Source organism: Paenibacillus faecis, from assembly GCF_008084145.1.
In the GTDB taxonomy this organism is placed as follows: domain Bacteria; phylum Bacillota; class Bacilli; order Paenibacillales; family Paenibacillaceae; genus Fontibacillus; species Fontibacillus faecis.
This window is the reverse complement of sequence record NZ_VSDO01000002.1, coordinates 177,592-204,424: the sequence shown is the minus strand read 5'-3', so window position 1 is coordinate 204,424 and position 26,833 is coordinate 177,592. Positions and strand designations below refer to the sequence as shown.

At 54.4% G+C, this 26,833-nt stretch carries 24 protein-coding genes; 10 read left to right on the top strand and 14 right to left on the bottom strand.

From position 1 onward, the window contains the following. Positions 1-63 precede the first annotated feature (63 nt). The 5 genes from FRY98_RS08755 to FRY98_RS08735 all read left to right on the top strand — a co-directional run bounded on the left by FRY98_RS08755 (position 64) and on the right by FRY98_RS08735 (position 6,418). Positions 64-1,497 carry a tagaturonate reductase gene (locus FRY98_RS08755; RefSeq protein ID WP_148451391.1) on the top strand — a complete coding sequence of 478 codons (1,434 nt, stop codon included), beginning with the start codon at positions 64-66 and terminating at the stop codon, positions 1,495-1,497. Further along, positions 1,485-2,987 (top strand): UxaA family hydrolase, encoded by a 1,503-nt coding sequence (locus tag FRY98_RS08750; RefSeq protein ID WP_412067000.1) that lies wholly within the window; start codon positions 1,485-1,487, stop codon positions 2,985-2,987. Before FRY98_RS08755 ends, FRY98_RS08750 begins: the two co-directional genes overlap by 13 nt. 401 nt (positions 2,988-3,388) lie before the next feature. Next, positions 3,389-4,777, top strand: coding sequence for a glucuronate isomerase (gene uxaC, locus FRY98_RS08745; RefSeq protein ID WP_148451390.1), 1,389 nt, complete (start codon positions 3,389-3,391; stop codon positions 4,775-4,777). 31 nt (positions 4,778-4,808) lie between these two features. Continuing rightward, positions 4,809-5,543, top strand: a complete 735-nt coding sequence (locus FRY98_RS08740) for a rhamnogalacturonan acetylesterase (RefSeq protein WP_211373276.1) — start codon at positions 4,809-4,811, stop codon at positions 5,541-5,543. Next, on the top strand, positions 5,540-6,418 hold the full coding sequence (locus tag FRY98_RS08735) for a sugar phosphate isomerase/epimerase family protein (protein ID WP_148451388.1): 879 nt from the start codon (positions 5,540-5,542) through the stop codon (positions 6,416-6,418). Before FRY98_RS08740 ends, FRY98_RS08735 begins: the two co-directional genes overlap by 4 nt. Positions 6,419-6,491: 73 nt before the next feature. Here the strand turns inward: FRY98_RS08735 and FRY98_RS08730 are convergent, their stop codons facing one another. After that, complete coding sequence (locus tag FRY98_RS08730) at positions 6,492-7,382, bottom strand: LysR family transcriptional regulator (protein WP_148451387.1); 891 nt, start codon at positions 7,380-7,382, stop codon at positions 6,492-6,494. Positions 7,383-7,498: 116 nt separating this feature from the next. On the opposite strand from FRY98_RS08730, the gene FRY98_RS08725 reads away from it, so the two are divergent. After that, entirely contained in the window at positions 7,499-8,893 is a 1,395-nt protein-coding gene (locus FRY98_RS08725; RefSeq protein ID WP_148451386.1) for an MFS transporter, read from the top strand. A 472-nt stretch (positions 8,894-9,365) separates the two neighbouring features. Here the strand turns inward: FRY98_RS08725 and glpX are convergent, their stop codons facing one another. From glpX to FRY98_RS08690, 7 genes are all read right to left on the bottom strand, one after another. Further along, entirely contained in the window at positions 9,366-10,346 is a 981-nt protein-coding gene (gene glpX / locus FRY98_RS08720; protein ID WP_148451385.1) for a class II fructose-bisphosphatase, read from the bottom strand. Between the two features lie 30 nt (positions 10,347-10,376). Further along, a complete protein-coding gene (locus FRY98_RS08715; protein ID WP_148451384.1) occupies positions 10,377-11,180 on the bottom strand; it encodes a pyruvate, water dikinase regulatory protein in 804 nt (267 codons plus the stop codon). A gap of 40 nt (positions 11,181-11,220) precedes the next feature. After that, entirely contained in the window at positions 11,221-11,838 is a 618-nt protein-coding gene (locus tag FRY98_RS08710) for a helix-turn-helix transcriptional regulator (RefSeq protein ID WP_148451383.1), read from the bottom strand. Between the two features lie 283 nt (positions 11,839-12,121). After that, positions 12,122-13,693, bottom strand: coding sequence for a Tat pathway signal protein (locus FRY98_RS08705; RefSeq protein WP_148451382.1), 1,572 nt, complete (start codon positions 13,691-13,693; stop codon positions 12,122-12,124). A 1-nt stretch (position 13,694) separates the two neighbouring features. Next, complete coding sequence (locus FRY98_RS08700; RefSeq protein WP_148451381.1) at positions 13,695-14,567, bottom strand: ABC transporter ATP-binding protein; 873 nt, start codon at positions 14,565-14,567, stop codon at positions 13,695-13,697. A gap of 93 nt (positions 14,568-14,660) precedes the next feature. Beyond that, positions 14,661-15,746 (bottom strand): sensor histidine kinase, encoded by a 1,086-nt coding sequence (locus FRY98_RS08695; protein ID WP_148451380.1) that lies wholly within the window; start codon positions 15,744-15,746, stop codon positions 14,661-14,663. Beyond that, the gene (locus FRY98_RS08690) at positions 15,743-16,462 is read right to left on the bottom strand and encodes a response regulator transcription factor (RefSeq protein ID WP_148451379.1); all 720 of its coding nucleotides are present in this window, start codon (positions 16,460-16,462) and stop codon (positions 15,743-15,745) included. Before FRY98_RS08690 ends, FRY98_RS08695 begins: the two co-directional genes overlap by 4 nt. Before the next feature lie 308 nt (positions 16,463-16,770). Here FRY98_RS08690 and FRY98_RS08685 point away from each other — a divergent pair, with 308 nt between their 5' ends. Both FRY98_RS08685 and FRY98_RS08680 read left to right on the top strand, forming a co-directional pair. Then, a complete protein-coding gene (locus tag FRY98_RS08685) occupies positions 16,771-17,652 on the top strand; it encodes a helix-turn-helix domain-containing protein (RefSeq protein WP_148451378.1) in 882 nt (293 codons plus the stop codon). Between the two features lie 109 nt (positions 17,653-17,761). Next, entirely contained in the window at positions 17,762-19,042 is a 1,281-nt protein-coding gene (locus FRY98_RS08680) for a glycoside hydrolase family 27 protein (protein ID WP_148451377.1), read from the top strand. Between the two features lie 35 nt (positions 19,043-19,077). On the opposite strand, the gene FRY98_RS08675 is transcribed toward FRY98_RS08680, so the two are convergent. Continuing rightward, the gene (locus tag FRY98_RS08675) at positions 19,078-20,001 is read right to left on the bottom strand and encodes an ArsR/SmtB family transcription factor (RefSeq protein WP_148451376.1); all 924 of its coding nucleotides are present in this window, start codon (positions 19,999-20,001) and stop codon (positions 19,078-19,080) included. Between the two features lie 168 nt (positions 20,002-20,169). Between FRY98_RS08675 and FRY98_RS08670 the strand changes: the two genes are divergently transcribed. Beyond that, positions 20,170-21,660, top strand: a complete 1,491-nt coding sequence (locus FRY98_RS08670; RefSeq protein ID WP_148451375.1) for a glycoside hydrolase family 43 protein — start codon at positions 20,170-20,172, stop codon at positions 21,658-21,660. Between the two features lie 347 nt (positions 21,661-22,007). Here the strand turns inward: FRY98_RS08670 and FRY98_RS08665 are convergent, their stop codons facing one another. Then, positions 22,008-22,454: a MerR family transcriptional regulator gene (locus tag FRY98_RS08665; protein WP_148451374.1), complete on the bottom strand. Its 447-nt coding sequence runs from the start codon at positions 22,452-22,454 to the stop codon at positions 22,008-22,010. A gap of 176 nt (positions 22,455-22,630) precedes the next feature. Here FRY98_RS08665 and FRY98_RS08660 point away from each other — a divergent pair, with 176 nt between their 5' ends. Beyond that, the gene (locus tag FRY98_RS08660; RefSeq protein WP_148451373.1) at positions 22,631-23,494 is read left to right on the top strand and encodes an SDR family NAD(P)-dependent oxidoreductase; all 864 of its coding nucleotides are present in this window, start codon (positions 22,631-22,633) and stop codon (positions 23,492-23,494) included. 318 nt (positions 23,495-23,812) lie between these two features. Here FRY98_RS08660 and FRY98_RS08655 read toward each other — a convergent pair whose 3' ends face one another. From FRY98_RS08655 to FRY98_RS08640, 4 genes are all read right to left on the bottom strand, one after another. Beyond that, entirely contained in the window at positions 23,813-24,172 is a 360-nt protein-coding gene (locus tag FRY98_RS08655) for a GntR family transcriptional regulator (protein ID WP_148451372.1), read from the bottom strand. A gap of 2 nt (positions 24,173-24,174) precedes the next feature. After that, entirely contained in the window at positions 24,175-24,831 is a 657-nt protein-coding gene (locus FRY98_RS08650; RefSeq protein ID WP_148451371.1) for an ABC-2 transporter permease, read from the bottom strand. Then, on the bottom strand, positions 24,824-25,678 hold the full coding sequence (locus FRY98_RS08645) for an ABC transporter ATP-binding protein (RefSeq protein WP_148451370.1): 855 nt from the start codon (positions 25,676-25,678) through the stop codon (positions 24,824-24,826). The genes FRY98_RS08650 and FRY98_RS08645 overlap by 8 nt, the downstream gene beginning before the upstream one ends. 191 nt (positions 25,679-25,869) lie before the next feature. After that, the gene (locus tag FRY98_RS08640) at positions 25,870-26,742 is read right to left on the bottom strand and encodes a YitT family protein (RefSeq protein ID WP_148451369.1); all 873 of its coding nucleotides are present in this window, start codon (positions 26,740-26,742) and stop codon (positions 25,870-25,872) included. Positions 26,743-26,833 lie beyond the last annotated feature (91 nt).

Below are 26,833 nucleotides of genomic sequence, written 5' to 3'. Positions count from 1 at the left end.
TTAAATAAAAATGTTCACGTGTGCATAATCTATTCTATTTCAAAAAGGAGCGAAACATAACCCATGACACAACGACTATCCCGCACCGCTTATCCTGATCTGCCCCGTTACCCCGAAAAGATGATCCAGTTCGGCGAAGGCAACTTCATGCGCGCCTTTGTGGATTGGCAGCTGCAGCAAATGAACAAGCAGGGATTGTTTCAAGGGAGCGCGGTGCTGATTCAGCCGCTGGAGAACGGCCTGGGAGGCATGCTGGCCGAGCAGGACTATCTTTACACCGTGCTCTTGAACGGCATCCATGATCGGAAAACGGTCAATGACCGCGAAATCGTCACCAGCGTCAGCCGCCTGATCAACCCTTATACGGATTATGAAGCCTTTCTCGCCCTAGCCGAAGACGACCGATTGGAATTCATCACTTCGAATACGACGGAAGCCGGCATCGCTTACCGCCCCGAAGATACGCTGGACGGCGGGCCGCAGGTCAGCTTTCCGGGCAAATTGACAGCGCTTTTATACCGGAGATTTCAGCTTGGCAAAAAAGGCTTTGTGCTCATCCCTTGCGAACTGATTGACCGAAACGGCGAAAAGCTGAAGGAAATCGTGCACAAGTATGCGGAGGACTGGAACCTCGGCGAGGACTTCATCCGTTGGCTTGAGCAAGAGAATACGTTCTGCTGCAGTCTGGTCGACCGCATCGTGCCCGGCTATCCGCGCGACAAAGCGGCGGAGCTGGAACAGGAACTGGGCTATCGCGACAGCCTTATGGTAACCGCGGAACCGTTCTTGTTCTGGGTCATCGAAGGGCCGGCCTGGCTCGCCGACCGCCTCCCCCTTGCCGCCGCCGGTTTGAACGTCGTCGTCACGGAGGATATGACCCCTTACCGTGAGCGCAAGGTTCACCTGCTCAACGGGCCGCACACGGCGATGGTATCGCTGGGCTTGCTGGCCGGGCTTGAAACCGTCGAGGATGTCATGAACGACGAAGTGTTCTCTGCATTCGTCGACCGCCTGCTCCAGGACGAACTGATCCCGATGCTGGATCTGCCGCGGCCGGAGCTGGAGTCCTATGCCGAATCGGTGTTGGAACGGTTCAAAAACCCGTTTATCCGCCATGAACTGACCTCCATATACCTGAACAGCATCTCCAAATTCAAGACGCGCCTTCTGCCGGTCCTCCTTCGCTACGTTCGGGAACGGGGAGAATTGCCGCCGCTGATGACGCTGGCTTTTGCCGCGCTGCTTCTCGGGTATCGGGCGGATCGTTTGAAGCCGCAGGACAGCCCGGAAGTACTGGACGCCTTCCGGGAAGCGTGGAGCCGGCCGGATGAGTTTATAACCGCGATTCTTCGCAAATCGGAGTTTTGGGGACAGGATCTTACTGCCGTGCCCGGCCTTGAGGCGAAGCTGTCTTCCATGCTGAAGCTGCTCGAAGCCTCGGGAAGCCGCGCGGCCCTTGAGCAAAGTTTAGGAGGCGAAATCGTATGCAGCGAGTGATGAAGATGGATGTGATGAAAATGAACGCCCGGGACACGGTCGCGGTCGCCCTGCGCCCGATCGAAGCCGGGGAGCAAATCACCGTGGAGGACCGGGTATACACGGCAAAACAGCCCGTTCCGCAAGGCCATAAAATCGCGCTGACCGGGTTCCGGGCGGGGGATGTCGTCACCAAATACGGCTACCCTATCGGGCACGCGACGGCCGAGATCGAGGAAGGCGAATGGGTGCACACCCATAACCTGAAGACCAACCTGGCCGGAGAGGAAACTTATACGTACGAACCGGATCTCCATCCCGTCGTCTATCCGCGCCGCCAGTTGACCTTCCAAGGCTATCGGCGCAAGAACGGCAAGGTCGGCATCCGCAACGACCTGTTTATCGTCCCGACCGTCGGCTGCGTGAACGGAGTCGCCGAAATGATGATCGCCGAGTTTAAGGCGAAGCATCCCGACCTCGGAAGCTTCGACAACGTGACGGTGCTGAAGCACCCTTACGGCTGTTCGCAGCTCGGCGACGATCATCGGATGACCCGCAGTATCCTGCTGGATGCCGTCACCCACCCCAATGCCGGCGGGGTGCTCGTCTTCGGCCTCGGCTGCGAGAACAACATCGTTTCCGAGTTTCGCGGCCTCCTCGGCGAGTATGACGAAAGCCGAATCAAATTTCTCGTCGCCCAAGAGGTCGGCAATGAGGTCGAGGCGGGGCTGGCGCTGTTGGAAGAGATTTTTGAAGCGGCCCGCGAAGACCGGCGCGAGCCCGTGCCGATCAGCGAGCTTAACGTGGGGCTGAAGTGCGGCGGGTCGGACGGTTTCTCGGGAATCACCGCCAACCCTCTCCTGGGCGCTTTTTCCGACTTTCTCATCTCCCAAGGCGGAACGACCGTGTTAACGGAGGTGCCCGAGATGTTCGGCGCCGAGAAAATGCTGATGGCCCGCGCGGAGAACCGGGAAGTCTTCGAGCAAATCGTCGCCCTGATCAACGATTTCAAGCAGTACTTCCTGTCCTACGGCGAGCCGGTCTACGAGAATCCGTCCCCCGGCAACAAGGCGGGCGGCATCAGCACCCTGGAGGACAAATCGCTCGGCTGCACCCAAAAAGCGGGCACCGCACCGGTCGTCGACGTCCTGCAATACGGCGAGAAGCTGCGCAAAAAAGGCCTGAGCCTTCTGCAGGCCCCGGGCAACGATCTGGTCGCCTCCTCCGCCCTGGCGGCGGCCGACTGCCAGCTCGTCCTGTTTACCACGGGGCGCGGCACGCCGTTCGGCAGCTTCGTCCCGACCGTCAAAGTCGCCACAAACAACGAGCTGTACAACAACAAGAAGCACTGGATGGACTTCAACGCGGGACCGCTGCTGGAAACCCCGATGAGCGAGGTGCTGGAGGAGTTTATCGAGTACATCATCGCCGTAGCCAGCGGGCAAAAGACGCGGAACGAGCAAAACGAGGTGCGGGAGCTGGCGATCTTTAAAACGGGAGTTACGTTGTAGACCGGTTTAGCTGGTTAGCTGGGGAAAATCCCGTCTATTTTGCGGCCATCAGCGGATCTACGCCGCCGTTTCCGGCAAATTAGCGGGAAGTTTCCCGGCTATTTGCTTCGGCAGTTGTCTGGTGCCCCGTCAGACAACCGGGATAACAGTGAATTCCTGCATATGTGCATGTTTTTTTCTTGTACGGAACAAAAATTTCAAAATTCCTGCAAATCTGCAGGAATTTTCGACGAAACCGGCTCGTTTCTCTAGAATCGCTAAAAATGCCTGCAGATTTGCATCTTTTTTCGCATCCGCTCGGGAATCGAGCTAAATACCTGCAGATTTGCATCTTTTCGATTATATTCATTCCCATAGGAATCCTAAACCAGAATCCTAAACCATATAAAGGAGCATATCCCATGTTTCTAAACGACGATTTTTTGTTATCCACCGATATGGCCAAGACGCTCTACCACGAACACGCCGCCAATATGCCGATCATCGATTATCACTGCCACCTCGACCCGAAGGAAATCTACGAAAATCAGCCTTTTCGCAACCTGACCGAAGCCTGGCTTGCCGGTGACCATTACAAATGGCGGCTGATGCGTGCTAACGGAGTGCCGGAATCCCATATTACGGGGGACGCCTCCGATTACGACAAGTTCCTCGCCTGGGCGAGAACCGTGCCGAGAACCGTGGGCAATCCGCTGTACAGCTGGACGCACCTCGAGCTGCGCCGATTCTTTGGGATTCGGGAGCTGCTGAACGAAGAAACGGCGCCGCGAATCTGGGACGAAGTCAACGCCCAACTGGCTAGCGAGCGTTTCAAACGGCGGAACATCATCAAGCATGCCGGGGTGAAGCTCGTCTGCACGACGGATGATCCCGCCGACACGCTGGAATACCACCGATTGCTGCGGGAAGAAGAGCAAGACTTCCGCGTCCTGCCGACCTTCCGTCCGGACAAAGCGCTGAACCTGGACGCGCCCGGGTTTCCCGATTGGATAAAACGGCTCGAGGAAGCGGCCGGACGAAAGGTGGATTCCTATGCGGCCTTGCTGAAAGCGCTTAAAGAACGCGTGGACTTCTTCCATGAACAAGGCTGCCGCCTGTCGGACCACGCGCTCGATGTGCTGAAGTACCGGGCCGGTGACGCCGCCGAAGTCGAGGCCATCTTCGCCAAGCGGCTCGCCGGCGAATCCCTGACTCCGGACGAGATTACGGTGTACCGCACCGAACTGCTGTCGGCGCTGATCGGCATGTACCGGGAGAACAACTGGACGATGCAGCTTCATATCCACGCTTTGCGCAACAATAATACGCCGATGTTCCGGCGGCTCGGGCCCGATACCGGTTACGACGCTCTGAACGATCTGCCCCTTGCCGGACCGCTCTCGCAGCTTCTGGACCGGGCCGAGCTCGGAGCCGGGCTGCCGAAGACGATTCTGTACTCGCTGAACCCGAACGACTACCCCGTGCTGCTGACCTTGATGGGCTGCTATCAAAAAGAAGTGCCCGGCAAGCTTCAGCTCGGCTCGGGCTGGTGGTACAACGATACGCGCAGCGGGATGCGCCAGCAGCTCTCCCTGTTTGCGGAGCACAGCCTGCTGTCCGGATTCGTCGGCATGCTGACGGACTCGCGCAGCTTCCTCTCGTATACGCGGCACGAGTATTTCCGCCGCGTGCTGTGCGAGCTGCTCGGCGAATGGGCCGCCCGCGGCGAGGCGCCGGATGACGCGGCTTTCCTCGGGGGGATCGTCGAAGACATCTCCTACAACAACGCGGCGTCGTACTTCGGATTTTGACTATTTCAACGGGGAAGGAGCGAAATCAGCGATGTCTTTCAAGCTGTTTATAGCGGGGGATTCCACGGCGGCGCTGAAGGGAGCGGCGGAAAAACCGATGACCGGTTGGGGCGAATATTTGCCGGAGCATTTCGGTTCAGCGGTAGAGGTCGACAACCGGGCGGTGAACGGACGCAGCACCAAATCGTTTTTGGCCGAAGGCCGGCTGGCGCATATCGAGCGGGATCTCCAGGCCGGCGACTATCTTTTCATCCAATTCGGCCATAACGACGGGAAACAGGAGGATCCGGCCCGCTACGCCGATCCCGAGCGGGCTTACCAAGACAATCTCCGGCAGTTCGCGGAGGCCGCCCGGCGGGCGGGCGCGACGCCGGTGCTGTTGACGCCGGTCAGCCGCCGCCGCTTTCTGCCGGACGGAACGCCCGATCCGGAGGCGGTCGGCCCCTACCCTGACGCGATGCGGCAGGTCGCGGCGGACACGGGGACGCCGCTGCTCGATATTTTTGCGGCGTCGCAGCAGCTCTTCCGGGCGCTCGGCGACACGGGCTCCAGGCACCTTGTGATGCATCTGCCGCCGGGAGCTCATCCCAATTATCCGGAAGGCCTCCGGGACGACACGCATTTCTCCGATGTCGGCGCCCGTCAGGTGGCCCGGCTGGTCGCCCAGGCGATCCGGCAATCGCCTGAACTGGCCGAGCTTCGGACCTGCCTCAAGAGTACGCCGGCAGAGAGCCTCTTTCCCGGGAAGGCGGTGCAGCGCCCATGAATACAAACGAAGAAGCAGCGGCAACCGCCTCCCCCTATCCTCCGCTTAATCTTGGGGTAAGGGCCCATGATTTCGGTCAGGTCCCATTGGACGCGTTGATTGCCAAAATCCGGCAGCATTCCTTTACTTGCGTTCAGTTTGCGGTGAAAAAATCGTTCCCGGACAGCGTTCCCGACTTCTCCGCATTGAGTCCCGGCACGGCCGCCTATTTCGGCGGCGCCTTCCGCCAAGCCGGCATTCACCTCGCCGTGCTGGGATGCTACGTCAACATCGTCGCCTCCGACCCGGCCGAGCGGAACCGGGCGCTGTCCGACTTTGCCGTTCACCTTCGGTTGGCCCGGGATTTCGGCGCCAGTCTCGTCGGAACCGAAACCGGGAGCGTAGGGAATGGCTACACGCCGGATAATTTCACGGAAGAGGCGTTTCAGCGCGTGGTGGAATCGGTCCGGTGGATGGTGGCCGAAGCCGAGCGTTTTGGCGTAACGGTAGGGATCGAGGCCGGCCTCAATCATCCGCTTTATACGGCAGGGCTGACCCGCCGGCTTCTGGAGGAAGTTCCGTCACGGAATCTCCAGGTCATCCTGGATTGTGCCAACCTGCTGTCGCCGGACAACTACCTGCGGCAGGAAGACATTATCGCCGAAGCTCTGGATCTGCTCGGCGACCGCATCGCCGTCCTCCATCTGAAAGACTTCAGGGTTGAACAAGGACGCCTGGAGATCGTTCCCGTCGGTCAGGGGGACATGCAATTCCGTCCCTTACTGCATTATATGAAGTACAAGCGCCCCCACATCCAGGGCCTGCTCGAAAGCACGCCGGAAGAAGACATGGAGGCGAGCGTTGCTTATTTGAAGCGGCTGTATGAACAATTATGAACAGCTATGGCCGGCTGCCGGGCTTGGCCCGGGCCGGTTTTTTCCATGTCCAGAGCAGGCTCTGATTACCCCGTTATGCCCGGCTTTCCTTGAAGTACTCCGCGAGAAATTCCCGGAACCGGCTGGCCGCTTGCGGCAAATATCTGGATTCCAGCCAGGCGAGCGAAAAGGCCCGGTGGCAATCCGGAGATGCGATCGGGATCAGCGTGTATGCCTGCGTTTCCTCATCCCCTTTGCAAGTGGGCATGAAGGCAACGCCCAACCCGGCGGCCACCAAACCGGAAAGAGCCGACGGCTCCTCCACCTCGCACACCACTTCCCTTTGAATCCCCGCGGACTCGCAAAAAGCATCGTTCATACGCCGAAACGGGTGGCCCTCCTTATATTCGATAAAAGCCTCGCCCCGGGCTTCCCGCAGATGAATCCGCTCTCGTTCCTCGAGCCGGTGTCCGTGCGGTACCGCGAGACGCACCTCGGCATGCAGCACGTCCGCCTCCTTGATGCGGGGATGGTCCAAGGAGGCCGCCCCAAAGCATAAGTCGACCTCTCCGTTCTCCAACATGCGGACCATTTCCGCCATGGAACCGGGGGCCACCTGGACAATCCGGAAGTTCACCTCCGGGTATTGTTCGCGAAACGCGCCCAGCGCTTTGGACAGACGATTCAATGTCGTGGTGGCAATCCGAATCGTCCCCCGCTCGATCCCGGCGAGATCGGTAACTTCCCTTCTCCCCTCTTCCAGCACCGACAAGGCCGTCTCGACGCTGTTTAGGAACGCCTTTCCGAACGGATTGAGCCGGATTTGCCGATTCTGCCTGTCGAACAGCGGAACTCCCAATTCTTCCTCCAAGCGGGCGATCGTTTTGCTCAACGCAGGCTGGGCGATTTGCAGTTTCTTCGCGGCATTGGTCATATGTTCCATTCGCGCCACCGTTTGAAAATAATGCAGTTGAAGCAGCTCCATATCCTTCTCTCTCCATTCATAACCTCGAGTATATCAATTCATAACAAAATATATATTTTTATTTATTATAAATGAATTATAAGATATTGCTTGAAAACATCAAAGGGGTGATTGTTATGAGTTTCGACCGCAACCTGTCGGCGGCGGATCGGCTGATCCGCGTCCTGGCATTTACGATGGTGCTCTCGTCGATGAGCGCGACGATGTTCAACATCGTACTGCCTGAAATCAGCAAGCAATTTCAACTGACTTTTGCCCAAGTAAGCTGGGTAACTTCGATCTATTTGCTCATATACGCCATCGGGTCCGTCATCTATGGAAAAGTGTCCGATCGGTTCAAGCCTAAAAACCTGCTCACCTTCGGCCTGCTCGTTTTCTTCGTCGGCTCCATGATCGGGCTCATCTCATCCGCGTACTGGATGGTCCTCCTCGCCCGCATCCTGCAAGCCATGGGGGCCGCCGTCATTCCGGCGATGGCGATGATCATCCCGGTCCGCTATTTTCCCGCGGAACGCCGCGGCCGAGCCCTTGGCATTACCGCCACGGGGCTGGCCATCGGGAGTGCGGTAGGCCCTGTCGTATCCTCCCTGTTGGTCAGCGTGTTCCATTGGCGATGGCTGTTTATGATTCCCCTGCTTATTTTGTTGACCCTGCCCATGTACCGGAAACTGCTGCGCGACGAGCCCGTGGCCAAAGGACGCATCGATTGGCCGGGAGGCGGACTGCTGGCGGGAGCGGTGGCGCTCTTTCTCTTGGCGGTCACCCAAAGCGGTGGATGGTTTTCGGGGCTGGCAAGTCTGGCCTTTCTGATTTTGTTTATCCTGCGCATCCGGATGGCCGCCGATCCCTTCCTACCGCCTCGTCTGTTCTCAAACAAAAGCTATGTTTGGGGCCTTGTCCTGGCCGTAGTGTCGATGGGGACCAGCTATTCGCTGCCCTTTTTGACTCCGTACCTGTTGGCCGACCTGAACCGGTTGGAACCGGGATGGATCGGATTTACGATGGTACCCGGAGCCCTTGCTACGGCGATGCTCGGAAGCACCGGCGGCAAACTGGCGGACAGCCGGGGGACAGCCGTTCTTTTTCGCGTCGCCGTCTTGCTGAATTTGCTCTGTTTCGTCCTGTTATCCTCGTTCGCCGGGATAACGCCGATCGGGATCGCCGCTTTTTTAATATTGGGCAATGTCGGGCAGATGTTCCTGCAGATTTCCATGACCAAAACGATTTCGCTGTCGCTCCCCAAGGAACAGACCGGGGTCGGCATGGGGCTGTTGTCGATGCTTAATTTCCTGGCCGGCGCGGCGGCTTCGGCGACTTACAGCCGAATCGTAGACCTCGGAACTTCGCAGGCCTGGAACCCGATCAATGCGTTTCCGGCTTCGGCGACTTACAGCAACATCTACTTGGTGCTTGCCGCCGTGCAAATTTGCGCGATGCTGCTGTTTTCCCGGCATTTCGGCGGCGGGACTTCTCGCGCGCGCCTTGTACAAGAGACATCCGGTCGCTCGTGATTAGGGCCTGACCAGAAGGGAACCTAAATCGTATTAAGCACCGGGCGATCAAAGTGCCAGACGAGTTCCCGACACCCCCAGCTCCAAAAAGATGCAAATCTGCAGGAATTTAAGCCGGTTCACGAGCATTTTGCGAAAAAAAATGCAAATCTGCAGGTATTTCTGGCGATTTGAGAGGAACGAGCCGACTTCGCTGAAAATTCCTGCAGATTTGCAGGCATTTCGAAATTTGGGTTCAGAATCGGAAAAATTCCTGCAGATTTGCAGGAATTTTACGTTTAATGAAGATTGTCAGATGGGGGGGGCACTAATCCCGGTCTCTCATGCACTTGTCCTACCTATAAGGGCGCTTACGAACTGGTAAGTGCGCTTCCGAACCGGTAAGCGCGCTTTCGAACGGGCCAACCGAAAAAGACCGGCCCCAGGGCCGGTCCATCAAGAGACGAAACAAAGGTTACTCTCCGCTCGCCGTTTAAATCGCTTGTTCCGCAAGCAAATCCATCCGCCCTCGTCCGGCGAGATGATGGATGGTCCGCAAATAACTGACCGTCCGGTTGGAGGAATGCATAATCACGGAATGGGTCTCGGCTTTCTGGTTCGGCAGATATCGAACCCCGCTCAGCAAATCTCCCGGGGTCACACCCGTGGCCACAAACAACACGTTGCCGTCGCCGACCATGTCCTCCATCGTCAGAAGCCGCCGCGGATCGCCGAGCCCCATCGCCCGGCAGCGCGCGGCTTCCTCGGGGGTTCCCGGCAGCAGCCGGCCCTGCAGCTCCCCGCCGAGGCAGCGAAGGGCGGCGGCCGCCAGCACGCCTTCCGGGGCGCCGCCGGAGCCGACGTGAAGATCTACGCCGCCCTCGGTGGCGGCCTCGATCGCCCCCATGACATCGCCGTGGCCCAGCAGCTTGATCCGCACCCCTGCGGTGCGCAGGGCCTGAATCATCTCCTGATGGCGTTCCCGGTCCAGGATGGACACAGTCATGTCCTGCAGCGGCTTTCTCAGAATGCCGGAAGCCTTCGCCAGCGTAACGCCGATCGGGTCGTCCAGCGACAGCTTCCCGGCCAGCGCCGGTCCGACCGCCAGCTTCGCCATGTAAATGTCCGGCGCATGCAGGAGATTTCCCTGAGGCGCGGCGGCGATCACGGAAATCGCATTGTTCAGGCCGTTTGCCACCGTTTCGGTGCCTTCCAAAGGATCGACGGCGATATCCACCTTCGGGCCGCGACGGTTGCCGACTTTTTCACCAATATAGAGCATCGGGGCTTCGTCCATTTCCCCTTCGCCGATCACGACGGTGCCATCCATATCGACGGAATGGAACAAGCTGCGGATCGCGACCGTTGCCGCCTCGTCCGCGCTGTGCTTGTCTCCCCTTCCCGTCCATCGGGCCGCTTCCAGTGCGGCCGCTTCTGTAATACGCGCCAATTCCAATGCCATATGACGTTCCATGATTTTCCCTCCGTTTCGGTTTCCCGTTCTCTATAATTGCTTCATGATCAAAGCGGCGGTTTCTTCAATCGCCTTATCCGTGACGTCAATCACGGGACAGCCCAAGTCGGCGAACAATTCCTGCGCATATTTCAGTTCGTCCTGGACCCGCTGCATGGAGGCATAGTGGGCGTCGTCCGGCAGCCCCATCGATTGCAGGCGCGCCGAGCGGATTTTCACCAAATGCTCCGGGTTTACCGTCAGTCCGACGATCTTGCCCGGATGAACCTCCCGCAGCTGAGTTGGGGGCGTAAGCTCCGGTACCACCGGATAATTCATCACCTTCAAACCTTTGTGCGCCAAAAATATCGACAGCGGCGTCTTCGACACCCTGGAAGCCCCTAATAGAATCAAGTCCGCCTTCAAAATGGCGCCGACGTCCTTTCCGTCGTCGTTGTTGACGGCGAATTCCACGGCCTCCACCCGCTTGAAGTAATCCTCGTCCAGCCGGTGCAGCAGGCCGGGCGTGCGCTTCGGCGTATCGTTAAACGTATCGATGAACGCCTGCATCATCGGTCCCATGATATCGACGGCGCGGACGTTGAGCCGAACCGCCTCCTCCCTGATCGCCTCCCGAAGCTCCGGCTGCACCAGCGTATAAGCGACGAAGCCTCCCCGGCTGGCCACCTCTTCCATGACCGCGCTGACCTCGTCTTCGGAGCGGACATTCATGATGCGTTTGATTTCCGTGTTCGGCAGTTCAAACTGCCGCAGTGTCGCCCGGACGACCGCTTCGGCGGTTTCGCCGATCGAGTCCGAGCAAATAGCTATGAAGTGTGCCTGCCCCTGGTTCATCCCATTCCTCCCAGATATCCGTTGATTTGATCTTATTTCTTTATTTTTCTTCCAGCGTGTCGAGCAGCATCTTAATGATGTTCGTTTTGGAAATTCGCCCGACGACGTTCAATTCCCCTTCTCCGCCGGATGCGGCCGGCACGACCACCGGCAGGCTGTCGACCTGGTGGGCGATGATGATGCGGGCCGCTTCCAGAACCGTATCCTCGGGGGACACGGTGATCACGTTCGGCCGGCGGGTCATGATGAAGCTCACCGGCATGGTCGAAGCCGAAGCATTGCCCAGTGTCACCTTCAGCAGATCCTTTCTCGAGACGATGCCGGCCAGCCTGCCCTCTTCGTCGGTGACGATCAGATGGCCGACGTTTTCGAGAAACAGCGTCACGACCGCATCGTGGATCGTCGTCGTTTCCCGCACGACCACCGGGACCCCATGGACGTCGCCGACCTTCATATCCAGCAGCTTAAGCCTGTTCTCATTTTCCGAAAGCGCCCGTTTTCCGAGAAAATAGCCGACCTTCGGTTTGGCGTCGATATAATCGAGCATGACCAGCACCGAGAGATCCGAACGGATGGTCGGCCGGGTCAAGTTGAGCATTTCCGCAATTTGCTCCCCGGTGATGGGGGCATGTTTTTTTACGATATCTACAATTTCCATTTGACGGGATGTCAGTTTGATAGTGGATCCCTCCGCTTTTTTTCGTTCTGCCCGATCGCCGGGCGAATTGGGGTTCCTCCTCTCGCTTGGAAGGTTTTATTGAATATATAGTACGTCATATATAAAAAACAATCAATATATAATACACACTATATTTTATTGAGGTGTTCTATTTGCCAGCCGGCATGGCTCGGCTAAGTGATACTGAGGCTGCTTTTTGACAGCAAAAAAGCGTGAGCCCCAGCGGCCAAGGCCATTTAGGGTTCACGCAGAGAGTTACTCCTTAGAAATGGTTTTTCAACCCGCTTCTTGCCAAATAAGCCGTACCCGTCATTCCCAGGCTCAAAAGAATATAGATTCCACCCGCTTGCACAGCGGTCCAATCCGTAGGAGTCCCCCCTAAAAAATCGAGATACGGGGTTTTATTAAACGGACCCAGGTACCAGATCAGCATGTACAGCACTTCAAAGGTACGATTAGTACGCGTCAATACACCGCAAACCAGACTCAAGGACGGAATGAGCAGGACCGCCGAGCCGGCATAAATCAAATGCGCGATATCCTTTTCCAGCATTAACCGAATCAGCATTCCGCCTCCCGCAAACAAAGTCGCAAGAACGCCGGAAAGCCAAACCGCCAAAAGTTGACGAGTCGCAAAATAAGGGCTGGACAAGGCCATGGATTCCGTATGGTAGCGTGCTTCCCGGCTCCCGATGCCGGACCACATCGTCAGCGGCCAGATCCAGACGAGCGGCCAAATCAACCATGTACGCGAAACCTCGGTCGGCAGAAACAGACACAAGAGCGATAGCAGGAGAGTAACGATGAGCCAACCCAAAGAAGCCCCCTTCCTCAGGAGCCGCAATTCCCCGGCAAGCAGCGGCCAAAACGCCCCCACAACAGGCACAGACGTAAGCTCAGCGGCACGCACAGCCGCTGGCTCGCTTCGAACCGCCTCGCAGTCCGCTCCGGAGATCTCCTCAGAAGCCATTTCGATTGCTCCTGCCCGCACCGGTTCTTTAAAGCCCCGGAACAGAAGCGCAGCGATCAGGAGGAATGCCGCAGCCACCGCCAATGGGATGAGTTGCTGTAAAATCAGGTGGCCTGTCCAGGCCACACCTTGATACTCGAACCGCTGGATTGGGGCATGCGGAAATAAGATTCCGATACCGTAGTTGTCCGAAAAGGCGGGATCGATTTCGCGCAATTCCCGCATCATATCCGAGGTAAATACGGAAACCCCAAAGGGGAACGAATCGATCATTGTGGCGAACAAGATAAACAGCACGAAATACACGGCATTTCCGAGTCCGCCCCGAAGCAGCTTCCAGGTCTCAAACAGCACCGCCAATACCGCAACGACCGACAATATCGGCAGCACCATGAAAAGGAAAGGAGACACTAGATCCCAAACTTCAATCCGCCGGACCTCTCCACGGCTCCACTGCATCACGGCGGACACTCCCATAACGGCAGTCGCAATGATGGATAAAACGGCAAAATTACTCATTGCCTTGCCCGTGAGGTAGTAGAGCTTTTTCACCGGGGCGGATGCGATAATTTCACCTACGCGGGTACGCTCATCACGTTGAATGCTGTTTTTGACCAAGTAAAAACCAAACAAGCTGAGAAAAAACAAGCTTGAAATGGCAACGGACGCCCCAACCCAGGCGGAATTATATACACCGCGGTATACACCGCCCAGATGCACCGTTACATAGCCTGCATCCGCAGGAGGAACGCAAAAATAAGCGGCCATCATCGCTAAGCCGAGTGTGGCCAAAAAAGAAAAATGCCTTGTCCGTTCCCGCAGGTCGGCGCGGGCAATACAATAAATCGTGGCAACCCCCCGCATTCTATTCCCCTCCCCCGCACATCCTGGCGTAAAGATAAGCATCTTCCAGGCTGGGCGTCAACGGGGACGCCAGAACATCGGGCGGTGACTCCGAAATGATGCGAAGCTCCAGTCCCTCCATTCTCCTTATCGTGCCGTTAATCGTCCAGGCCGCCCGGGCCTCCTGAAGCTTGTGCTCCGGAATCAGCAGCGACCATACTTTTCCCTGCACCGTGCGCAGCGCCTCGCTCGGATCTGTCTTCATCAACAGGCTCCCCTTGGAAAGGATGGCGATTTGATCGGCGGTGGCTTCGATATCCGAAACGATATGGGTGGATAGGAGAACGATTCTCTCCCCGGACAAATCCGTCAGCAGACTTCGAAACCGGACCCGCTCCTCCGGATCCAATCCGACCGTAGGCTCGTCGAGAATCAGTAGCCGCGGGTCATTCAGTAAAGCTTGGGCGATGCCGATGCGTTGACGCATCCCGCCCGAGAAGCTGCCGAGCGGACGCTGGCGGACTTCATGCAAGTTCAAGAGTTCAAGAAGCTCTAATATCCGTTTTTTGAGTTTCGGTCCGCCAAGTCCTTTCAAGGCACCGGCATATTGCAAAAACTCGACCGCATTCAGTTGGGGATACACCCCGACATCCTGCGGCAAATAGCCCATTTGGGCACGAAAAGCATCGGCTCGTTTGCTTATGCTGTCTCCATCCCAGGTAATGGTCCCCGCTGTCGGCCGCGAGATCGTGGCCAGCATGCGCATCAGCGTCGATTTCCCGGCTCCATTCGGTCCGAGCAGGCCGGTTATACCCGGCCGCAGCGTCATGCTTACTTTTTGCAACGCCCATTTCCCTTGTTTATAGCGTTTGCTTACATTGTGCAGTTCTAACATCTTGAATGTCCTCCCCAATTTCTCCCTGTCTCACAAAGCATTCTAGAGCATGGAAATAAAATCGAGGTAAACAAAAAGCAACTTGTATCCTAATTATTTCCCTAAGGGAAGTGTGACTGTCACGATCGTGCCTGCCCCTTCGCTGCTGGTAACCTCAATGCCTCCCTTATGAGCCCGCATGATCGAATCGGCAATCGCCATGCCAAGTCCCGTTCCCTCCGAGTATCTTTCCGTGGTGGTCCCCCGGTAATATTTATTAAATAGACGTTCTACCGTTTCTTCACTCATGCCCGATCCGTCATCGGCAATCCGAATTGCCAGCGTCGAAGCCTGCTTCAGCAGTTCAATCTGTACCCGGGTCCCGGGCGGATTATGCAGTACAGCATTAATAATAAGATTGTGCAGCGAGCGCTGCAGCAGCTTCTCGTCAATCGGCACATTAACTTTGGAAACAGCGGATTCGAACCCAAGATAATAATGAGCGGCCCGGGGATCATTGGCCACATCGGCCACGATACGCCGCACGTACTCGACAAGCTCTCTTTTGACCAGTTGCAAAGGCATCTCCTGCCCTTCCAACCGAAAGGTCAGGCTCAAATCCCCGATGAGTTCCTCCATATGGCTGGCCTTCGTCTGGATTTCGGTGATAAACTCCGCCTGCTCCCGTAACGTCCATTCGTGCGGAGAAAGGAGCATATCGGCGTATCCTTTGATGTAGGTCAGCGGAGTTTTCAAGTCATGGGAAATGCCGGCTATCCACTCTTTTTGCAGCTCATCCAACCGGCTCCGCTCCCGTTCGCTTCTCTCCAAAGCTTCCGCGAGGGTTTGCAGTTGCAGAATCAATTCCTTCAAAAGGCTGTACGGCGCCTTGATTTTCTTCCCCTCGCCGGTGTTCAGTGACCGATATTTCTCCGGGTCCCGGTAAATCCCGTCCGCCAAACGTTGAATTTTGCCGATGACATAAATTAGCGGGAGCCCGAAATACCAGCCGCTGACGAGAACGTATATCGCAATAAGAATCGCCACGCACAGTATGACCCCGTTATCCTGGCGCGCGCCTCCCTCGGGAATCAGGACATCGACCACCGCCAAGCCGAGACTGATACAGGCGACAAGCAGCGCCAGACTGACCAAGAAGTGAACGGTGAGCCGCAAAAAAAATCTAATGCTCAGCCTCATACCGATGCGCCCATTTCGGGAGGGATAAAGCGGTAGCCGATTCCGCGCATATTAATGATGATTTGGGGATTCGAAGGGTTGGATTCCAGTTTTTTTCGCAATCTGGAGATATGGATGACTACCGTCTTTTCATCCCCTGTAAACGCCGTCCCCCATACCTGGTCGTAAAGCTGCAGGGCGGTAAAAACCTGATTCGGGTGTTCGCACAGAAACGTCAACAGTTCGAACTCCTTGGCCGGACAAGGCGTCTCCCGACCGTTGATGAAGAGCTGGCCCGTGCTTTTATCGATGCGGAAGCAGCCGAAATTCATAGCTTTGCTTTTGACGGCCGGTTGATTTTTGTAGAACCGCTCTCTTCGCAAATGAGCCTGAATCCGGGCCACCAGTTCCAAAGGGTTAAAAGGCTTGGTCACATAGTCGTCTCCGCCGAATCCGAGTCCCATCACTTTATCCAAGTCCCCTGACCTGGCTGTAACGAAAATAATCGGCATATTCGTCCTGCTGCGAATTTCCCGGCACAACTCGAACCCGTCCATATCCGGAAGCATCACATCCAATACGGCGAGATCGAAATCATGAAGCTCCATCAAGCGAAGGGCCTCGCCCGCCGAGGCTGCGGTAGCGATCCGCTGAAAGCCTTCTTTTTGGAGCAATTTTTGGATCATGGTTAAAATTCCTTTTTCGTCATCTACCAACAATAGATGTTCTTGTCTCATTAAAGCCACTACCTTCTTGCGATATTTAGTTGAGTTGACTTTAAAAATATGACAGTAATTTCCGATTTGGTCAACGAGATTTGTCAATAGAAAGAAGCCCGCATGGGCGGGCTTGCGGTTGCGAGCAATCCATTCTCCAACGAAGGTCCCTCGCTCAAAACCGTTACGGAAAGGCCCTCTTTCGCCAAGTACATAGCGTAAGTCATGGCTAAGTCGTATGATTGGTTATATGTATGAGGTGAAGGCTACCGGCAAGACAACCTGTAAGAGCTCTCGCCACTTAAGCTTTACTATAAGGAGGATTAGTTATGGACATCCCCAAAGGCACCTACGGCTTTCGGTTCGCCGAAGATCCGGAGCTCCAGCTTTGCGTCTTATTTGCGGCCGGCTGTGATTCTATCACCACCCCTACTTATCGCTGGGACGGGCTGGAGCGGACCGACGGGCCGCTTCTGCTGTTCCAGTACACTTTCTCGGGGGAAGGCGTCTATGAGTCGGAGAACCAAATTCACCGTGTCACCGCCGGACAAGCTTTTCTTGCCGAAATTCCGGGACCCCATCGCTATTATTATCACCCGGAATCCAAAGAGCCTTGGGAGTTTCTGTTCCTGCTGTTCCGCCCCCAGCTTATTTTGCCCCATTGGCGCAAGTTCCGGCGCGAAGCGGGGGAAGTTCCTCATCTTCCCTTAGACAGTGCGCCGGTCCGCTTGTCGCGAATGATTGTGGTCGACGCGGCCGCCGGCCGGATCTCCGACCCCCTGATCGCTTCGTCCTGCGTCTATCAATTCGTGACGGAACTCGCCAGAATGCAGGTCGCATCCCTGCGCAATCGGGAGAACTGGCCTCAGAACGTCAGGCGCGCAGCCGAATTTATAGAGCTCCATTATGCGCGGATGACCAGCATCGAACAGCTTTCCGAGCATGTCTCCCTGTCCAAGTACCACTTGATCCGCCGGTTTTCGGCCAGCACGGGCCTTACACCCGGCGCGTATCTGACCCGCGTCCGCATCGAGAAGGCGATGGAACTGCTGCGGGGAACCGCCCTTAGCATCGAGGCCATTGCCGAGCGGATCGGCTACTCTAGCGGAAGTTATTTTATCAAGGCGTTCCGCGGCTTGACCGGGCTGACGCCGGGCGAATTTCGCAGCGGCGGCGAAAGCCTCGCCTATCGCAAGCTGTTCTTCGATTAACCGCAATATTGTACCATTGAGCTATCAAGATTACTGTAGATATTGCTAATCTCCCTTTATTATGATGAACATAACAAGAGCAATAATTAATCAGTAAAGGAGCTTGGCAATGGATCATAAACTTATAGCGCCTACTCCGCCGCTTGGCTGGAACAGTTGGGACTGCTACGGCGCGGCCGTCACGGAAGAAGAGATTCGGGGCAATGCGGAATACATGGCGAAGCATCTCAAGGCATACGGTTGGAACTACATTACCGTCGATATTCAGTGGTATGAGCCTCATGCGAATTCCTCACAATATCGGCCGTTCGTTCCGCTCGTAATGGATGAATATTCCCGGCTCATGCCGGCCGAAAACCGGTTTCCCTCCGCGGCGGGCGGCCGGGGTTTCAAGCCGTTAGCTGATGAGGTGCACAGCCTGGGATTAAAATTCGGGATTCATATCATGCGCGGCATTCCCAGGCAGGCCGTCCACGCCGCCACTCCGATTCTGGGGACGTCCGCGACGGCGCGCGATATTGCGCATACGAACTCGATTTGTCCGTGGAATACGGATATGTACGGGGTGGACGCCTCCAAAGATGGGGCTCAGCGCTATTACGATTCTCTCTTTGAACTGTACGCGCAGTGGGGCGTCGACCTGGTAAAAGTGGACGATATCGCGGCCTCCCGGCTGTACGACACCCATCAACCGGAGATCGCCCTGATCTCGCAAGCGATCGAACGCTGCGGCCGGCCCATGGTGCTAAGCCTCTCCCCCGGACCCGCTCCGGTGGAATACGCGCCGTTTTTCGCCGAGCATGCCAATATGTGGCGCGTCACCGACGACTTCTGGGACCAGTGGCCGCTATTGCGCGATATGTTCGACCGCTGCCGGGCCTGGCAGGGCGTGCCGCAGCCGGGTTGCTGGCCGGACTGCGACATGCTGCCGCTCGGTCACATCGGCATTCGCTCCGTGGATGGCGGCGGTTCGGACCGCTGGACCCGGTTCACGCGCGACGAGCAGTTAACGATGATGTCGCTCTGGAGCATCTTCCGCTCGCCGCTCATTTTTGGCGGTGAATTGCGGGACTGCGACGACTGGACGCTCTCTCTGCTGACCAACCGCGAGGTTCTGCGCATGCACCGGGAGAGCCGGGGAGCCAAGGAAACGCTCCGCATGGGAGACCTCATCGTCTGGACGGCCGAAGACGGCGAAGGCCCCCGCTACGCTGCCGTATTCAACGTGGGCGAGAGCCCGATGGATCTGGAACTGGCCGCCCCGCAGATCGGCCTGACAGATTGGACCGCAGGCACCGAGCTGTGGAGCGGAACGCCGGCCGAGGTTGCGGCCGGCATGCTGCGGACCCATGTGCCGCCGCACGGGGTACGCCTTTATCGGTTCCTCTAGAGAAAGAGCTCTGCCTCGGGATGAGGCAGAGCTCTTTACATCTTCGTATCGTCTTTAAGATAAGCTCGCACGATGATATCCTGATCGTGATTGCCGAATCCCGATCCGTAGAGCGTCAATCCCCCTACGTTAACGGCATGTTCGTCGACCGCGAAACGAAGCGTCCAAAACGGCTCTCCGAGCTTGAGATCCGCAAGGGTCACCTCCGACATCCGCTCATCATCGATAAATGTGCCCGATTCGTCGATGCGGATCGTCTTCAGTAGTCCGTATTGGTTCACATTTCGATGCCACCATTCGGGGGTATATTTCCCCCGCGCGGCTCTTCCGAAATCGGCCGGACTTGTCCAGGTGCCAAGCGAGACTCCGTTGAAGATGAATTCAATATCCGAAGGCCAATAATCTCTTAGCCCGGGAGCTTCGGAGGCGATCTCCATTGAAATTTCGACGGCTTCCGCGGTTTGATCGGCAAGCAAATAGTTAGGCATTTTGTATTCCACATAGCCCCACCCCAGCCATAGAATGGCGGCTTGGACCCGTTCGGGATCAAGGAAGTAACGCGGATCGTCCCAAACTCCGATTTCTTTCTCGCGCGTCCCGAGGCCGCAGGTAGGATGAACCTCAAAAGCGGTATAATGCCCCACCGAAATGCTCTGCTCTCTGATCTTGGCCGTGCGACCGGCGGTCGGCAGTTCGATTTCGACGGATTTTTGTTTGAGGAAACACATTTTGTGCGTCCCTCCGCCTAACCGAACCCGGTGACTTCCAACGAGCCCGGCCTGTTCGAGTTTTCGGATATGCATGGTGACGATCGAAGGGCTGAGTTCCAAACGATTCGCGATATCCTTCATATTCATCTCTTGATCGGCAAGGAGACTCATGATTTTCCACCTTACTGCACTGGACAACGCTTCGTATAAAGGTATAAATTTCGGTTCCCCGTTCGCTTTGATGATCATCCTTTGCTCCTATCTACATCTTTTGAATTCATATATATATTAATTTAACATAAATCGTTAAGCCTCATCCATTGTAAGAAGTAAAACATTGGTGTTTAATTTTCTTAACTACTGAGTCCCTTAGATTTATGTTTATGTGAATTCACAAATGACGAAAGAGGCGAAACTATGAAATACAATAATCCCGTCATCAAAGGATTTTATCCCGACCCCAGTGTATGTAAGGTAGAGGATACGTATTATTTGGTGTGCAGTTCCTTTCAGTACTTCCCCGGCGTTCCGATTTTTGAGAGCAAAGACCTGATAAACTGGAAGCAAATCGGGCATTGTTTAACCCGGGAGAGCCAGATTCAGCTCGGCAAGGTGAGCAGCTCGGGCGGCGTCTTCGCTCCCACGATACGGCATCATAACGGGAAATTTTACATGACTACGACCAACGACACCACGCATCAGAACTTTTATGTATGGACCGACGATATTTACGGGGAGTGGTCGGAACCGATCTATGTGGATCAGGGGGGAATCGATCCCGATCTGTATTTTGAAGACGGCAAGGTCTTCTTTATGAGCAACGGCAAAGACGATAACGGGATTAGCGGTATTGTTCAGTGCGAAATTGATATTGAGACGGGCGGCAAGCTGTCGCCAAGCCGCTCGATTTGGCAAGGAACGGGCGGGCGCTATTTGGAGAGCCCGCATATGTATAAAATTAACGGGCGTTATTATTTGATGGCGGCTGAAGGAGGAACGGAGTATGGCCATATGGTGGTTTATGCACGGGGTGAGACGATTTCCGGTCCGTTCGAGGCCTATCCGAACAATCCCGTACTGACCAACCGGAATCTGGGCGGCTATGAGCTGCAGGGAGTGGGCCATGGCGATCTGATTCAAGACCACGACGGAAATTGGTGGATGCTCCATCTGGGCTTCCGTCAAACCGGCCAATGGCTGACCTACCATCACCTGGGCCGCGAAGTTTTTCTTACGCCGGTTACCTTTGGCGGGGATGGCTGGTTTACGGCAGGTCATAGCGGAACCGCCCTCATGAGTTTTGAGACCGGCCGGATCTCAAGCCAGGTCATTCAGCAGGAGAAAAAGACGTATACGTTTGAGAACACGGACTGGAATCTGGACTGGTGCCATCTTCGTCATCCTGTCGCGGATAACTACCTGTTGGAATCCGACAAAGCGATATTAAGAGGAACCGGCGTAACGCTGGATACGCCCACATCCCCTACTTTTATAGGCCTGCGTCAAAGGGACTTCCGCGCCGAGATCTCCTGCGATGTTCGGCTTGCAAGCGGAGAAGCCGGCATCACGCTCTATATGGACGAGCATCATCATTATGATTTAGCTGTACGTAAAGATGGGAATGGATATAAAGTTATTGAGCGTCTGAATATCGGTGATATTAAATCCGTTGAGCATGAAGTTGACCTGGGAAGCGGCAATCATGCTACTCTGCTGATCCGGGCAGCCCATGAACGTTATAGCTTTCTCCTTCACGTCAATGGCGAGGACATCCTCCTAGGCACGGCACAAACCAGATATCTTTCCTCTGAAGTGGCGGGTGGGTTTACGGGGGTTCTCATCGGTTTATATGCCGTCGGAGAAGGCGCTTCGGCCGAATTCTCCAGGTTTAAATGCGAATATATGTAACCCTCTCGGTTAAAAAGATAGCCGGTTCCTCAGGAGCAGCCTGGGAACCGGCTTAGCTAGTACCCCGTCAGCCATGTAGTGGGGGAACCCTCGGCGGGCGAAGCAGGCTGAATCGCCCCCGCCTCGCAATTTCCCGAGCCGCCCGCTACAATAGCGGCCTTTTGGGACGTTATTCCGGCCCTTTTGGGCTCCACGGGGATAATAGCGGTCAAAAAAGGGCTTATTTCCTTGTTGCGGGCACCAAAATCAGGAAATGGGCTGCTTTTTCCCAAAATAAGCCCCCAAAAAGCCGCTATTTCACACCGCCAAGCCAAATTCGACAAAATAGCGGCGTAAAAGTCCTTTATTTACCTGGCGGGCACGGAAAAATAACTCATCTCGGCCGGAGAGACGCGCTTTCCCCCCGGCTTTTCATCCGGGCAGTCGCGGCGGTATCTCCCCTCCTCCAGCTTTAGGTCGATAAAATCGACGACCTGCTGGAGCGCGGCGATTTGTCTGGAGATATTTTCCCGGTGACTCTTTAGGAGTTCCACCAGTTCGGGATATTCCCCGGGATCCGTATCGGCGGAGACCGCCAAAAAAGGCCGCATTTCCTCCAGCGGCATCCCCGTTTTTTTCAGGCATGCGATCAGCCGGAGGGTATGGATATCCTCCTGACGGTAGATGCGGTGCCCGTTGTCCTTTCGCTCGGCACGAGGCAGCAGCGCGATTTTTTCGTAATATCGAATCGTATCCTCAGTCATTCCGGTTTGCTCGGCGGTTTGTTTTATCGTAAAGGTTCGCTCATCCTTCACCCTGTTCCCTCCCGGACGAATTGTATTTCATGCATTATACATCTTGGAGCTTACTCCAAGTCAAGTCTCTTATTTGCAGGGGAAAATCTCTTTTTATGCGCCTTGACTTGGAGTCGGCTTCAAGTTATAGAATGTGCGCTATCAGAGATTATCCCGTTATCAGGAGGAGATGCACAATGAGTAAGAGCCCAAGTGAACATATCGCATTGATTACAGGAGCAAGTGCCGGGATCGGATTGGAATTAACCCGGAAATTGCTGTCGGAGGACTGGCAGGTCGTTGCATTAAATCGTTCCGACTTTCCCCGGGAAGATGCGAGCATCCAAAATGCGATCCAGAGTGGAGCACTTCGAATTTATAAAACAGAGGATCTTGCCGACTATGCCAGCTTGAGACGTGCTTTGACAGAGATCAAAAGCAGGGAGCGGCGGATCGATCTTTTGTTCAATAACGCCGGAGGGTCATTTCCCGAGCTGAGCTATTCGCAACAAGGGCGCGAGAAGCATTATGAGCTGTTGACGGTCGTTCCTTATATTATTCTGATGGAGTTGAAGGAACTCTTAACCCTCGGTCGGTTAAAAACGGTGATTAACACCTCATCATCAGCCTTTAGATCGACAAAGTCGTTTTCCGTCGAAATCCTGGAACACCCCAAAACCTTCCGTAAGCTGATCGGTCCTTACGCCACCTCTAAGCTGGCACTTTCGCTGTGGACCCAGGCCATCGCGGCGCAGCTTGCCAAGGACGACATCAAGATCCGCAGCGTCGACCCTGGCGCCAACAATACGCTGAGAAAAGGAAAACGGTCCGGATTGCCTCTTCTAGTGAAAATAATCATGAAGCTGTTTTTCTCCCCGCCTACTCACGGCGCCGACAGGTTGTATGATGGAGCACTTGGGGAACATCAGAATAAAACCGGCGTGTTTTTGGTGAAAGGTCGGGTTGCGGAATTAAAATTTCAAGAACAGGCGCGGAACGTTTTGGACAGGATTCAAGCGATTTATGAGCAGGAATTTTTGCGGGGGAATTTTAGCTCATGAGATGGCTATTAAATCTAGTGTCCCATCAGACCACCTGGATAACAGAATTCCTGCATTTATGCATGTTTTTTTCTTGTTCGGAACAAAAATTTTAAAATTCCTGCAAATCTGCAGGAATTTTTGACGAATCAGGCCCGCTTTTCTAAAATCGCTAGAAATGCCTGCAGATTTGCATCTTTTTGGAGTTTCCTGCTACGATGCCTGATGAGATACTACTAGAATTCCGTTGATATCCTTTTTCTATATAAAATGATCGCAGATATTGTCTCATCTGCGATCATTTATAACAATAAGGCCTCAAATACAAGGGAATCAACGTCAATAAACCTTTTTCAACAGTTCGATCATCTCATCCAAGGTGAGACCAAAGGACTTGTAGTAGGGCACCTCGCCAGCCATTTGTTTCGTAATCATTTCATCGCGTATTCGTTGCATTTCGCCGGGCGGGAAATCGGCCACGAAGCATCCTTTTCCTGGTACCGAGTGGATCAAACCGCACCGTTCGAGTTCTTCCCATGCCTTCTTGACGGTGATGACACTAACGCGCATTTCATGGGCGGCTTGCCGGATCGGCGGCAGACAATAGCCGCTTTCCAGTTCCCCTTTCAGAATTTGAGCGCTAATTTGCTCAAAAAGCTGCTGATACATCGGTTTTTCAGCGTTGTTCGAGACCGCCATGTTTACTGGATCTCCACTTGAAGGAATCGCTTGACCCCAATGCGATACGCAATGGCAGTGAGTGCAAAGAATATCGCGATCCCCGCAATCAGGATACAGGTTTGAATCACCCTGCTGTTGGCATCCGTACCATAGAAAATACCAGACAAAACCGGGCTCTGGATTCCGATCCACTGGACAACCCCGGCGAACAGCATGGCAGCCGTTATGGAATAGAGGATCGCCGCACCGATTTTGTACGCGGTCTTGTAATACATAGGAATAAAGATCAGGTTAAAAATCGCTAACATGACAAAGCACAGACCCCAAAAACCCAAATTGGGCGGGAAGAAATAGTAATCAAAATTTGGATATATCCGCAACGTGACCAGACCAAAAACCATGGCAATCCCGATATGCAGCAATTCCAGCCCGGCGACTACGGTTACCCTGGCTCTTACGATGTCGCGTTTAGTGACGGGCATCATCGAGGTAAACATCAGATCGTTCTGCGATCTGAATTGGTTAAACATATTCGGTACCGTAATCCAGCAAAAATACAGTAGAACAATGAAGTAGATCCAGCCGGGAATAAGCATTAAAGCGCCGGTCAACAAAGGCATGGCAAAAAACAGAGGGTGCACACCTAATTTAATATCCTTCATCACCAAGTTATACATGGACTTCCTCCTTCTTCGTAAAAAAAATCAAGATCTCCTCAAGGCTCGGCGTGGCGGCTTTTATGCCATAGGATGAATCGAAGTCGCTCGCGTGAATCAGCCCCGTAAAGCCGAACGAATTCGTTTTATAGGAAATCAACCGGTCCTTTACCCGGTCCAGTTCGCGCGCGGTACCGTTCAGCAGGAGATAAGAGGCTTTGAATTCTTCCTTCTCACAGCTACGAATAATTTGCCCACCCGAGATAAACGTAATGAAATCCGCACACTTCTCCAAGTCGGAGGTAATATGGGTCGAAAAAAGGATGCTAACTTCGCCGTCCACGATAAGCTCCTGGAAAATATCCAGCAAATCGTCCCTTGAGGCCGGATCAAGCCCGCTGGTCGGCTCGTCGAGGACGAGAAGCTTAGCCCCGTGGGATAAGGCCAGGGCCAGGCTGTATTTTACTTTCATGCCCGTCGACAGGTCGGCGATTTTTTTGTTCTCGTCCAATTTGAATCTTCGCAGGTAGTGGTAATAGGTCTCATCATTCCAGTTCCGATAGAACTTCTTTATGGTCTCGGTCAACGTCTTCATTTTACTGCGCGTATAAAAATCGATGCCCCCGAAGGCGAATCCGATCTCCTGCTTCAATTCAAGTTCATGTTCGGCCATGCTTCTGCCCAGAATATGAACCTCGCCGCTATCGATATGTGTCATATTCAAAATCGACTTGATCGTCGTAGTTTTACCTGCACCGTTGACACCGATAAAACCCATAATGTAACCCTTCTCCAGTTGAAACGAAACATCTTTGAGCTCAAAGCTCGGATATTTCTTGTTTATGTTCCGCACATCTAACGTCAGCATGCTGTACCCCCTCGTAAATTGTGTATACCGTGCATGCACAATATATCACCAAAAGTTGGCATCGTCAATACCACTAGAACCTAGCAGGTTAAAAAATGTAAAAACACCCGCCGGACTTTAAAGTCGGCAGGTTATAAATGTCGAGCTGCATATGATAAAAAAAGCCCGCTCGCAGCAGGCTCTTTTGAATTTTAGTGTATATTCTTCTTTCTGAAATTGCCGCCTTTCACCTCGGCTACATCATAGACGACCACAAAAGCGTTCGGGTCGATTTCCTGAATGATTTGTTTGATCTTGCTGTCCTCCAGGCGGTTAATAACGCAAGTGATCTCTTTGTATTGTTCATTGGAGTAGCCGCCGTAAGCATCCGTATAGGTCGAACCGCGCCCTAACCGGTCACGTATCGTTTCCACCATTTTTTCGGGTTGCGTGGTAATGATCTTGAAGGTCTTGGAACCGCTCAAGCCTTCTTCAACAATATGTATGACTTTGGATGCAATAAAATAAGCGAGTGCCGAAAGGATGGCCCCTTGTAAGCCAAATACGGTCGAAACCACAATGAAAACAAACGCATTTAAGAACAGAATCAAGTCGCTTGTCCCAAAAGGCAGCTTTCGCGACAGCAACACAGCCAGCATATCGATCCCGTCTAACGCCCCGCCATTTCTCAAGGCCAAACCCATTCCGAAGCCGATGATAATCCCGCCGACAACGGTAACCAATAATGTATCGCCATGAATAATTGTCGGTACATCATGCATAACAACCGTGCCGATTGCCAACGAAGCAATCCCGAGAACGGAATAAAAGGCGAAGCTTTTACCTATTTGTTTATAACCGAGCCATACAAAAGGGATATTAATTACAGCAATCAGCAGCCCTAACGGTAATCCAAACTGCTTCGAACCGACGATACTCAGGCCTGTCACACCGCCATCCGATACTTTATTGGGTATCAACACGGCTTCCAGACCGTACGCCGCTACAAGAGCACCTATGATGATCAATAATCCTCTTGATATGATTTTCAGAATATTCGAGTTGTGTTTGCTGCTTGCATTCATGCTACTTCCCCTTTCAGAATAAATACACCAAAAGCTGCTAAAAAACAGTCTATAATATTTTTCATAAAAAAAGCAAATGGAAGCCTGGGCT